Origin of the sequence: Microcoleus sp. Pol7_B2 (genome assembly GCF_036701035.1) — a bacterium.
GTDB lineage: Bacteria > Cyanobacteriota > Cyanobacteriia > Cyanobacteriales > Microcoleaceae > Microcoleus.
On sequence record NZ_JAUBQB010000122.1, the window covers coordinates 1 to 11261 of the forward strand.

10 protein-coding genes are annotated in these 11261 nt (G+C 44.7%); 4 read left to right on the forward strand and 6 right to left on the reverse strand.

Features of this window, described 5'->3' with window-relative positions; all coding sequences use genetic code 11:
• The first annotated feature begins 304 nt into the window (after nt 1-304).
• Together QUA57_RS26930 and QUA57_RS26935 are read left to right on the forward strand one after the other, a co-directional pair.
• Nucleotides 305-1378, forward strand: a complete 1074-nt coding sequence (locus QUA57_RS26930; protein WP_333064805.1) for a GNAT family N-acetyltransferase — start codon at nt 305-307, stop codon at nt 1376-1378.
• Nucleotides 1379-1385: 7 nt separating this feature from the next.
• On the forward strand, nt 1386-2522 hold the full coding sequence (locus QUA57_RS26935) for a DegT/DnrJ/EryC1/StrS family aminotransferase (RefSeq protein WP_333064803.1): 1137 nt from the start codon (nt 1386-1388) through the stop codon (nt 2520-2522).
• Nucleotides 2523-2651: 129 nt separating this feature from the next.
• On the opposite strand, the gene QUA57_RS26940 is transcribed toward QUA57_RS26935, so the two are convergent.
• Nucleotides 2652-3950, reverse strand: a complete 1299-nt coding sequence (locus QUA57_RS26940) for a HEAT repeat domain-containing protein (RefSeq protein ID WP_333064802.1) — start codon at nt 3948-3950, stop codon at nt 2652-2654.
• Nucleotides 3951-4179: 229 nt separating this feature from the next.
• Between QUA57_RS26940 and QUA57_RS26945 the strand changes: the two genes are divergently transcribed.
• A complete protein-coding gene (locus QUA57_RS26945; protein WP_333064801.1) occupies nt 4180-5049 on the forward strand; it encodes a lipid kinase in 870 nt (289 codons plus the stop codon).
• Between the two features lie 91 nt (nt 5050-5140).
• Here QUA57_RS26945 and QUA57_RS26950 read toward each other — a convergent pair whose 3' ends face one another.
• From QUA57_RS26950 to QUA57_RS26970, 5 genes are all read right to left on the reverse strand, one after another.
• Nucleotides 5141-6706 (reverse strand): FAD-dependent oxidoreductase, encoded by a 1566-nt coding sequence (locus QUA57_RS26950; RefSeq protein ID WP_333064799.1) that lies wholly within the window; start codon nt 6704-6706, stop codon nt 5141-5143.
• A gap of 263 nt (nt 6707-6969) precedes the next feature.
• Complete coding sequence (locus tag QUA57_RS26955; RefSeq protein ID WP_333064798.1) at nt 6970-7242, reverse strand: DUF1830 domain-containing protein; 273 nt, start codon at nt 7240-7242, stop codon at nt 6970-6972.
• Nucleotides 7243-7409: 167 nt separating this feature from the next.
• Nucleotides 7410-7628, reverse strand: a complete 219-nt coding sequence (locus tag QUA57_RS26960) for a hypothetical protein (protein ID WP_333036417.1) — start codon at nt 7626-7628, stop codon at nt 7410-7412.
• A 226-nt stretch (nt 7629-7854) separates the two neighbouring features.
• Nucleotides 7855-9222 (reverse strand): radical SAM family heme chaperone HemW, encoded by a 1368-nt coding sequence (gene hemW / locus QUA57_RS26965; RefSeq protein ID WP_333064797.1) that lies wholly within the window; start codon nt 9220-9222, stop codon nt 7855-7857.
• A 176-nt stretch (nt 9223-9398) separates the two neighbouring features.
• Nucleotides 9399-9584 carry a hypothetical protein gene (locus QUA57_RS26970; RefSeq protein ID WP_333251466.1) on the reverse strand — a complete coding sequence of 62 codons (186 nt, stop codon included), beginning with the start codon at nt 9582-9584 and terminating at the stop codon, nt 9399-9401.
• A gap of 13 nt (nt 9585-9597) precedes the next feature.
• Between QUA57_RS26970 and QUA57_RS26975 the strand changes: the two genes are divergently transcribed.
• A complete protein-coding gene (locus tag QUA57_RS26975) occupies nt 9598-10677 on the forward strand; it encodes a PIN/TRAM domain-containing protein (RefSeq protein WP_333036414.1) in 1080 nt (359 codons plus the stop codon).
• The last annotated feature ends 584 nt before the right edge of the window (nt 10678-11261 follow it).

The following is an 11261-nucleotide window of genomic DNA, read 5'->3' on the forward strand; positions in this document are numbered from 1 at the left end:
TGCACGCTAACTTACTCTCCATTTTTGGAAACAATACCTAATTTACCAGGGTTTGAGCCTTAACTGAACCGTATTGCTATATAATGCTGTCTGTTAATAATTCAGGTCTTCTCAAAATTGGTAGGCTGGGCAAGGATTACTGGCGCATACCCGATTACAGTTGTCTAAAAGACGACAGGTTAACCTATGGTTTAAAATCAATCGAGCCAAATCGGCTCAAGATTTTTGTTAGATCCGATCACATAATTTCCGATCGGCCAAATCAACCGATAAATTTTTTGAATATGCAAAAAATTATCTAAATATGAATATACAAATTGTAAATTTGTCAAGTAGTTTATGGATATCTACCCTGCAAAAAATACGCCATGATATTTATCATTGGCCAGAGTATGTAAATCTAGAAGCAAAAAGAACTGAATATAGGTCAGAGGCTATTTTAATAGTTGATGATGAAAAAATGTTCTTTTTGCCCTATGTTGTGCGCCCGTGCGGTAGAGTAGGGGAAGAGAATATACCAGAAGTATTTGATGTGGTATCACCTTATGGCTATCCGGGAATTCTGTTGAACGAAGCTGCTGCTGATTCACGTGAGTTTATGAATTCAACAATAAATGAGTTAACGCGGGTGTTACGCGCCAAAAATGTCTGTTCGGCTTTCTTTCGGCTGCATCCTATACTTAATGAAGGGTTACACCAAATTTTAAATTCAGATATTTGCCAAATCACTGGAGAAACTGTCTCCATTAACTTGCGAATTTCTGAAGCCGAAATGTGGCAGATCACTAGACGTAATCACCGACAGTCAATAACTAAGTGCAAGCAGGCGGGTTTTACAGCAAAAATGATGCCAGTTAAGCTATATATCGATAAATTTATCGAAATTTATCAAATAACTATGCAGCGCGTAAAAGCGGCAGAGTATTATTATTCTTTCAACTTAGAGTATCTGCTAAATATGGCAGATGCCTTTGGGGAAAAAATGCACCTATGCCTGGTTGAATTTCAGGGCGAAATCGCCAGCGGTGGTTTATATACAGAATGTTGCGGTATCGTTCAGAGTATCTTTAGTGCCACGCAAAACAAATTTTTAAAACAATCTCCTAACAGCTTACAAATAGATTATACTCGATTATGGGCAAAAGAGCGCGGCAATGAAGTCTTACATCTGGGAGGTGGAGTTGGAGGCGAAAAAGATTCTCTTTTCCATTTCAAATCAGGGTTTTCCAAGCAAAGGCACAAATACTTAACGATGCGCTTGATGGTAGATGAAGAAAAATATAATTACCTGATCAGATTAAAGGCAAAATATTTAAATATTGAGCCTCAAGAACTCCTCAACTCAAAATTTTTTCCAGCCTATCGTTCTCCCAACTGAAGATAAAATGACAAAACAAATTCTCCTTTCAACACCTCACATGGGTTCCCTCGAACAGGAGTTCGTCAAAGAAGCCTTTGACACCAACTGGATCGCCCCCGTTGGTCCCCATGTAGACGCTTTCGAGCAAGAATTCTGCGATGTAGTTGGCGCTAAACACGCAGCGGCTGTTAGTTCCGGTACCGCAGCTTTGCATTTGGCTTTACAATTAATTGGTGTCGGTTCGGGAGATGAGGTTTTTTGCTCTACTCTGACCTTTATTGCAACTGCTAGCCCGATTACTTATCTTGGCGCAAAACCTGTTTTTATTGATAGCGATCGCACTTCTTGGAATCTCAACCCCGATTTGTTCCGAGAAGAACTTGACAAACGAGCAAAAATTGGTAAATTACCCAAAGCTGTTGTAATCGTACACCTCTACGGTCAAAGTTGTGATATCGACCCCATTCTGGCAGCTTGCAATGCTTATGAAATTCCCCTAATAGAAGATGCGGCAGAATCTCTAGGGGCTACCTATAAAAACCGATCGCCTGGAAGCTTTGGTAAAATCGGCATTTTCTCATTCAACGGCAATAAAATAATCACCACTTCCGGCGGAGGAATGTTAGTTTCCGATGACCAAAAACTGGTAGAAAAAGCTCGTTTTTTGGCAACACAAGCCCGTGATACCGCTCCTCATTACCAACATTCAGAAATTGGCTACAATTATCGTCTCAGCAATGTTTTGGCGGGAATTGGTCGCGGTCAATTACGGATTTTGGAGGAGCGAGTGGAAGCGAGACGACGCAATTTTGAGTTTTACAAACAAGCTTTAGGAAACTTGCCGGGAATCGAATTTATGCCGGAAGCGGCTTTTGGAAAAGCTACTCGCTGGCTGACTTGTTTAACCATCGATCCGGCAGCTTTCGGTGCAGATAGAGAACAAGTTCGCCTAGCGCTTGCTCAAGAGAAAATAGAAGCGCGTCCGGTTTGGAAACCTTTACACTTACAGCCAGTATTTGCTGATTGCGAATGTTTGGGCGGTGCGGTGGCTGAAGAGTTATTTGAGTACGGGCTTTGTTTGCCTTCTGGCTCTAATTTAACTGATGAAGATTTAGAGCGGGTGACAAGTGCGATCGCCCAAATTCACAAAGAAAATCGATGATATAGGCGAAGGAAGTTGGGCTACGGGTTTTGTAACGCATGTAACGGAGGCAGGAAGAAGAAAGATGCGATCGCTATTATATCCCCGACTTTTTCAAAAAGTTGGGGATTTGGGTATTCTATCTTCTGATTAATTTTCTTGCCATTCTTGCAGCGCGATCGCAATTCCCTGTTTCAATCTTGGTTCGAGATTGTCTTGCTTAACTAAGCTTTCTAATTTCTGCCTGACCTCAGCAGCACCTAGCTGTTTGATCGCTGCCATGCAGTGCAGCCTGACGCTGCGGTCTGCGTCGCCCAACATTGGAATCAGAGCATCTAGCCCTCTCATATCTCCTAATTTTCCTAAACCTAAAGCTAAAGATTTTTTGCTAACTGCCTCCTGCACGGCCGGATGACCGGTTTTCAGCAAATCAATCAGAATTTCAGCAGCAGCAGCTTTTAATTCCGGCTTTTCTACTCGCCCTAAAACAGTGACTATCTCTTGATAAACAGTAGAATTTATGTTAGTAAATTGCGCCCTTAATGTCTGATGCAAATATGCTACAGCGGTTGCAGTTTCCATCCAGCTTAGGGCGCGCACAGCTTCGATTTGCACTTCAACCGGAGTTAGGGGCGATCGCAGCAATTCAAATAAAGCAGCCGCTGCAGCATCGGTTTTCACTCGCCCGATCGCGATCGCCGCTTGCTGACAAACTTCTAATCGAATGTCCGAAAGCAACGGTTTGAGCAAGTTAACTAAATCTAATTCTGCGTCTAAATAGGCGCGCACCCCGAGAGCTCGCACGGCTTCTTTTCTGACTGCTGTCGCCGGATCTTTGAGTGCTGCTACCAGTACCGGCGGGATGCGGGAGTCGTGAAAGCTGCTCAGGGCCTCGATTGCGTGCGCCCGCACCGCAACTTGAGAGTCTCCGACTACGCTCAACAGCGGTGGGATGGTTTCGGTGCGGCGAATTTGGGCTAGTGCTGCTGTGGCAAACTGTCGCGAGTCTTCTTGGAGTAGGAGAGTTGCGAGGGATTCTATGGCTGTCGGGCCGAAATTCCCTAGGGTTTCGGCGGCGATTTGGCTCAATTCTTCGTCGGAATTTTTGACCAATTCTACTAAAGCTTGAATCACTTCCGGGCGATCGAACTTTCCGAGAATGCGGGCTGCAAACCACCGGGGCTCGGTGTCTGCGTCTTCGTCTTCGAGCACGGCAATTAAAGGTGCGATTGCGCCATTTCCCAGATTGGGCAATACTTTAGCAATTTCCCAGCGGTCTTGAAAATCGCCCCATTCTAAGGCTTCTATTGCTAAACTGACAGCTTGCTCTAAAATGTCTTGTTCCTGCGGCTTGCCGCCCTTGGCTGTCACTTGCTGCAAGCATTCGACTAACCCAGGCCAGTTTTGGTGATCGGCAGCGACTTGCGCTTTTTGTAAAAAATTATACATAATTTTAAATTAAGTTCGAGCGAGAAGCGAGATTTTTTTGCTGCTAGGTCAGAGCGGGAGGGAGCTACTTTTTAGGAATCTTTTGGTACAATTATCCATTTTTTAACATTTTTGTCAATCCATCATAACTGGTAAAATGGAAGTAAAGCATTAATTTCATGCAGTTAAGGCATCAAGCTATACTTTTTGTAATTTAAAATACGCAATCTTCCTAATTAAAAATCAACAAATGAAGAAAGCTCTACTTCTAGTAAACCAGCACTCTCGAAAAGGGCAAAAGCTATTATCTCAAGCCACTGTAGAATTAGAAGCACTGGGTTTTGAGTTAATGGTAGAATCTACCGACCACGCCCACGAACTTTCCGACACTATTCGTCGCTACCAAAATCGAGTCGAATTAGTAATAATTGGGGGTGGCGACGGCACTCTCAACGCTGCCATAGAAGGTTTGATAGACACCAAGTTACCCTTGGGTATTTTGCCGATGGGCACTGCTAACGACCTAGCCCGCACTCTGGGAATTCCTACAGATTTATCAGCAGCTTGTCAAGTAATTGCTAGCGGTAAAGTTCGGCTAATAGACTTGGGTTGGGTGAACGGCCAACATTTTTTTAATGTTGCGAGTTTGGGATTGAGCGTGCAAATTACCCAGCGGCTGACTAAAAACGTCAAGCAGCGCTGGGGAGTTTTAGCTTATGCTTTTACTGCTTTGCAGACAATTTTGTCAGCGCGACCGTTTCGAGCAGAAATTAAGGTAAACAACCAATTTTTTTATGTTAAAACTATTCAAATTGCCATTGGCAACGGCCGCTATTACGGCGGCGGCATGACAGTTGCCGAGGATGCCACAATCGACGACAGGCGACTGGATTTGTACAGTTTGGAAACAAAAAACTGGTGGGAAATCATTGCTTTGCTGCCGGCTATGAAGCAAGGCAATCATACCAGTCGGCCTAACGTTCGCACGTTGCAAGCTCAAGAATTTGAGGTTAATACTAGCAAACGCCGTCCGATTAATACTGACGGTGAAATCAAAACTTACACCCCTGCCAAATTCCGAGTGATTCCCCAAGCTTTAGCAGTTATAGCTCCTTCATGACTCACAACTAATATAATTATGTTGTGGAACAGGCTGGGAAGCCTTTTCATATATTAGCCACGGGCAAGATGCCGGTGCCACAATTAATCAGTTAATAATCGCCTCCAGCGCCATATTGCCACGCTTCAACTAATCGGTTAAAATAGTATTGCTGCTCCGGCGCTAATTTTTCTACCTGCGGTTCTAAGGCTTTCCCCAAAGGCTGCAATCCCGTATAAACCCCTAAATTTACATAATGAATCATCCAATCGAGCAAGTTGGCTATTCCCACCTGCGGGATAATTTTCATAACTAATCCGGGATGGCTTATTGCTGTTTTAAATAGGGTTTGGGACAAAGCCGGAAACAGCACGATATCTTGAAGAAACGGTTTGAGTACCGGTTCTCCCAACTCTTCCATTACCTGAAATACGGCAGCCAAAAGTTGATTGATTTGATTGGGGTCTATTTTTTGATTCATCGCAGCACTCATCGAACGCTGGAACAACCAGGTAACTGATAGATTCGGCTGGTAGGGTTGCAAAAGTGCGAGGGAATTTTTGCTGAGACTATCGCTTGTCAAAGCTTCCTCAATTCCTAGAGTCAAGCGTTTGAGGTGGCGCACCATTGCGCCGAAACCGCCAAAGCTGAGGGGAGATTGGCTACCGCTGCTGTCTCCGACTGGGAGTATGCGATTCCAAGCCGTTTTTAGAGGACTTTGGCGATAGCAGGGGAAGAATCCGTAGAGTGCTCTTTGGAATTTTAACTGTTCGAGTTCGACGTTTTGATATTGGGGAAGCAAGCGCAAATACTCTTCAAATAATGTTTGTAAACTGAATCTTTCTGTGTCGGCGTCTATGTAGGTAAATAAGTAGGTTGTGCGGCCGTCTCTGGCTGGAAATGCTTCCCAAAAATATTGGCACTGATTTTGCATTGGGGTGAAGGATGCAAATATATCGCCAGTGTCGTTTTTGGGGTATCCTTGAGCGCAACTGCCGACTACTAAACATACGGCGTCTGGTTTTTTGCCTTGTCTTGCTTGGCGGACAATCGGCGAAAAATGTCCCATTGCGTCTAATAATAATCGGGTTTTAAATAAATTTTTAGAAGGTGGTGAATCGGTTTTTTCAGATTCTATAAGGACTCCATTTGGGTGAATTGTGGCTGTTTTAAAGGGTGTATTTTCAAATAGTTCGCCTCCGGCTTGGAGAAATCGCTGTTTCAAGGTTTCTAGGAGGTAAACTGGATCTATTCCGATGTTTAGTACGCCCGAAATCCAAATGTCGGGGGTGTTGGCAAAGCTGATGCGGGCTGGGTTGTATTCGGTGGCTATGGCTTTTTCTATCTCTTCAACAGATAGCAGATTGAGTTCTAAGAATGCGTCTAATTCTTTGCGAGAAATGTTCCATTCTTGCTCGCGGCCTCGCAGGGTGCCGCGTTCGAGCAGGGCTACCCGCCAACCCCGCACGGCTAGGGCTGTACCGATTAATATTCCTAGGGTTCCGCCACCAATAACTATGTCGAAGTCGAGGTTTTCGAGGGGTTGCTGGCTGTTTTTGACTGCTTGGGGTGCTGGTGCGGTGTTTTGTTTGAGGTTTTCCCAGAGTCGATCGACTTTTCTCAGGCCTCCGAGGGCGTCTCCTGGCAGTTGGGAGAGGATTTGTTCGGTGAGGGACATCGGGTTTTAGGATTGAAGAGTGGTGGATTTTTTATAATTTAGCTTAGATTAACATTTGCGACAGTTTCAGGGCTGACGCATGAGGGTTATAAACCCGCTTTCTACGAATTTTGCGACGAGGAACCAGAAGTATACGAAAAAACGAGGTTTTTGAGGTCGCGAGTGTGTAAGCCAACTAAGTTTTTATAATCATACAGAGAAACCCGGTTTCTGAAAAAAAAACCGGGTTTCTACCCCTCGTTGGTAAGTCTAAGGAATTATCTTTAATCAGCCGTGCTTAATTCTTCAACTCGCAGCCGATCGCACAAAATTCGCTCGCACACTATAGCACCCGTATCCGCACTCCTGCAAACTTCTAACTGAGCTTCCGGCAGCGCTTCAAACAAAAAACGTTCCCCCGGAAACACCGTCCTCTCAAAATACCAATTAGGAATATTTGTAATGCGAGCGATTTGCACTTTGCTAGTATTATTAAGATACCAACACAAAATGCGCGTATGACCTTCGGAAATTACCTGAGTTAGTGTCAAATTCATCTTTTTAACTTTTGTGTGCAATTGTGCGAGCGATCGGCGAAGGGCCTAAGCTTAGTATAGCAGCTTCCCAGTTAAAACACAATTTTTTATACATTTTTTTTACCATTTTTTTTACATTGTTTGGGTTAATTAATAAATTTCACGGGGGAAACATCAGCGCCTTCCCCCTATTCCCAAGAAGGTGCAAAAGCCGGCATTGCTAAAGTGCAAGATTTCCATCCTCCTCTAACAGGTGCGTTCAACAATTGACAGTGACCGACTGAACCTCTTGCCTGTTGGTAGTGACCGCAAAAATTACACTTGGAAGCCGGATTGCAAGCGCGCTCGCTAATCACAAGGCACGGCTGGTTTTGGGTTTGGTTGCGCTCGATAGTTAAAGTGTTCATTAAATTACTTTTTAAATGTTCAGTATTAAGTATGGCGGCTGGAGTGCAGTCGTTGCGTCTATCTCAAGGCTTACTTCGCCTTTAAGATTTGTTTAGGGATCAATAGAAAATATATTATTTTGGAGATAATCAAGCTAGGGAGCAATTGAATTTCCTTCCCATCGTATTGGCGGCCCCAGCTTTAGTGTCGATCGCGCTTGCTGGAAATATACTTCCTCAGACAGAGTTAATTATCCTCGCCTAACTTGCTGAACAAATCGGCTAAAATTGTATTAGAAAATAAAAAACCTTCGGGATCGCTCAACCTCAAATGGCCCGAAAGTGGCAGTTTCGCGCCCTCGCCTAAAGTTGCGTGAAGCGGAGCTATCCCGTAGGGAATCGCCCCATCCGCAGTTATAATTTCCACCCATCCTTGCCGCCAGTAGGGCTGCAAACAACGCCAAATTTTATCAACCGTTTCCTGAGTAAACTTTTGAGTCAGCGCCGACAGGCTAACTCCTTCTGCTAGACGCAAACCTAGCATCAGCGTTTCTAACAAAACGTCATTTTCTGAGACTTGAAAATTTGGCTCAATTGCTGGGTAAATATCGGGCTGGGTTTCCCCCCCAATTTGAGGATTAGCTGGGGAATTGAGGCCAGACATCGATCGCACCCACTGATAATATTCTTGAGTTTTGCGAGGCCTTGTCAACCTCCGGCCTTCCACGTAACTCGCCGCCCCCATTCCCAAACCGTAATAAGGGCGATTTTCCCAATAAACGCGGTTGTGGCGGCACTGATAGCCATCGCGAGCGTAATTAGAAATTTCGTAATGTTCGTAGCCAGCACCGGTCAGAATTTCCCGCGCTAAACGGTACATTCCAGCAGCGGTTTCATCTGCTGGTAGCGGCTGCGCGCCGGCTTCAAAGTAGCGCCCGAAAGCAGTTCCCTGCTCAACAATTAAGTCGTAACTAGACAGATGAGTCGGGCTAATTTCTACTGCAGATTTTAGGGAAGCTTCCCAGTTTTCTAAAGTTTGGTGAGGCAGTCCCGAAATTAGGTCTAAACTGAAATTGACAATACCAGCCGATCGCACTATTTCCACAGCATCAAAAATATCAGCGACTGAGTGCGATCGTCCGCAAGCTTGCAGCAAATCATCCTGAAAAGCCTGCACTCCCAAACTAACTCTATTTACTCCCGCCGCTGCATATCCCCGCAACTGTTCTAAAGTAAACGTACCCGGGTCTATTTCTATAGAAATTTCCGCCCCAGCAGCAATCCCAAATTTGCCGTCGAGAGTCTCTAAAATATTGCTCAACTGACTCACAGAAAGCAGCGAAGGTGTGCCTCCACCAAAAAAAACTGTTTTCAGAGATGCGCCTAAATTTTTAGTTTCTTGAATTTCTTGACACAGTACGGCAACATATTGCACTATGGTGCCGGAATTCTCGCCATTTTTGCGATCGCCCACCACAAAAACCGGAAAATCGCAGTAGTAACAGCGGCGGCGACAAAAAGGTATGTGCAGGTAAGCCGAAGTGGGAATGCTGGGATTTGTCGCTTGCACACTTTTTTTTAATTTAAATGTTAAATAATCTGTGGTAGGGTTCATTACATTTCAAGCCAAAAGCGCAACTTCAAATCTAAAGTTTTAATTAAACCATCATGAATAATTATGTATATTATGACATTTGCTTACCAAAAAAGCGCTGCGAACGATCGGCTCTTGTAATTTAACCTCGTACCAGTTTCGCTGCGTCACAATTCCCGAACAGCCCGCAGGGCGGTTTATTCGCGCCTCGTGCCTGCTTTCGCCCCGGCGTGGTAAACGCCGATATGCTCGATCGCACATCCCTCAGAGGGTACAACCCCGAAATATAAGTTTATGAGAATCCTTGAGTAGATATAGCGAGATCCGACCAAAGCATGAAAACAAGTATCAGCACTGGAAAGATATAATAGGAATAAATTCATTAACCTAGAACTAATGCTAGACGCAATCATAATAATCTCATTCATAATCGCAGGCGGAGGTATCGGCTATTACGGAGTCGAACTCCTGCCGAGCAATCTGCTGCTGCAAGTTACAAATATACAAGGCTTAAGTTCTGTACTAGGTTCCTTTGGAGCATTAATCGGCTTCGTGATGGGATTAGTGGCTCAAACAACCTACCGCCGGCTGGAAAAACAAGTTCGCGATATGCCAGTGGAGATGTTACTGACGCGGGCGATCGGCTTAATCATCGGACTGCTAGTAGCAAACTTAATGCTGGCTCCGCTATTCCTGCTGCCAATACCCCGCGAGTTCGGCTTCATCAAACCTTTAGTCGCAGTCTTGGGTAGCGTCATGTTCGGCTTCACAGGCGTCAGTTTGACAGACACCCACGGCCGCGCTTTCTTGCGACTGATCAACCCCAAAAGCTTTGACACGGTGTTGCTAACCGAAGGTACTTTCAAACCAGCAACTGCCAAAGTTGTCGATACTAGCTGCATTATTGACGGCAGAATTGAAAACTTGCTAGAAACAGGTTTCCTCGAAGGTCAAATTATCGTGCCGCAATTCGTACTCCAAGAACTGCAACTGGTAGCTGATTCCGCCAACGATCAAAAGCGAGTGCGCGGACGCCGCGGCTTAGATGTACTCAACCGCATCAAAGAAACATATCCAGAACGGATTCAAATTCACTCGGCTGACTACGAAGATATTGCCACAGTCGATGCGAAATTAGTCCGCTTCGCTTTGGATATCGACGGTATTTTGCTCACCAACGATTACAACTTATCGAAAGTAGCAACCGTCCAAAAACTGCCGGTTTTGAATATCAACGATTTGACTCATGCGGTGCGCCCGACTTATTTGCCGGGAGATACGATCGAACTAAAAATCCGCAAAGAAGGCAAAGAACCCTCTCAGGGAATCGGTTACTTGGATGACGGCACAATGGTTGTCGTGGAAGCAGGAAGCAGCTATGTCGGCGGCGAAGCCCGAGTCGTAGTCACCAGCGCCCTGCAAACAAGCGCCGGCCGCATGATTTTCGCCCGCCCTCAAGAGTCCGTTATTGTTTGAAACAGAGTAACAATGGCCAGGGCAATCAGAATCAAATATTGCGATCGTTGTTCCCAATCTGCCCCGACTCTCTACCCCGCCCGGTATGACGAGTCGGGGCAGTGGTTTTTTTGTGTCTTAAATATTGGGTGTGATCGCCATTTAAAAAATATCGCCTTTCAGGTGGTAGGTGAGGTATAGAAAAAGGCTCTTCAATCCTTAAATTGAGAGAATCAGGTGCAGCTCATGAGGCTCGTCGCTATAATTGTTCCGAGGCTGGGGAAGAATAGATGTTAAATAGTGATGAGTGGGTCAGCTCAAACAGCCGCATTTCTGATGATATATGCCAATTTAGGTAGCTCAAAAGCTTGTGTAATTCGAGCGAGAATATAGTGGTAAAAATTCACTCCTTTTTTGCGACAAGTATCAACTAAATACAAAAACACTTCCCACGCACAGGTTCCTTCTGCAGTCAGGGTAAACGCATCTAAATTAATTTGACAAAAACGTGAATTTGTGCATTACTAAATACAGCACTTCCGGGTGTTATGAGGTACAATAAGAATAGATTAAAAAAAATACACCAATGAAAGCATATTCAGTAG

Excerpts from the sequence above, each read along its gene's own strand:
- QUA57_RS26975 (WP_333036414.1), top strand. The coding sequence starts at position 9,598 with ATGCTAGACGCAATCATAATAATCTCATTCATAATCGCAGGCGGAGGT.
- hemW (WP_333064797.1), bottom strand. The coding sequence starts at position 9,222 with ATGAACCCTACCACAGATTATTTAACATTTAAATTAAAAAAAAGTGTG.
- QUA57_RS26970 (WP_333251466.1), bottom strand. The coding sequence starts at position 9,584 with ATGAATTTATTCCTATTATATCTTTCCAGTGCTGATACTTGTTTTCAT.
- QUA57_RS26935 (WP_333064803.1), top strand. The coding sequence starts at position 1,386 with ATGACAAAACAAATTCTCCTTTCAACACCTCACATGGGTTCCCTCGAA.
- QUA57_RS26960 (WP_333036417.1), bottom strand. The coding sequence starts at position 7,628 with ATGAACACTTTAACTATCGAGCGCAACCAAACCCAAAACCAGCCGTGC.
- QUA57_RS26940 (WP_333064802.1), bottom strand. The coding sequence starts at position 3,950 with ATGTATAATTTTTTACAAAAAGCGCAAGTCGCTGCCGATCACCAAAAC.
- QUA57_RS26950 (WP_333064799.1), bottom strand. The coding sequence starts at position 6,706 with ATGTCCCTCACCGAACAAATCCTCTCCCAACTGCCAGGAGACGCCCTC.
- QUA57_RS26955 (WP_333064798.1), bottom strand. The coding sequence starts at position 7,242 with ATGAATTTGACACTAACTCAGGTAATTTCCGAAGGTCATACGCGCATT.
- QUA57_RS26945 (WP_333064801.1), top strand. The coding sequence starts at position 4,180 with ATGAAGAAAGCTCTACTTCTAGTAAACCAGCACTCTCGAAAAGGGCAA.
- QUA57_RS26930 (WP_333064805.1), top strand. The coding sequence starts at position 305 with ATGAATATACAAATTGTAAATTTGTCAAGTAGTTTATGGATATCTACC.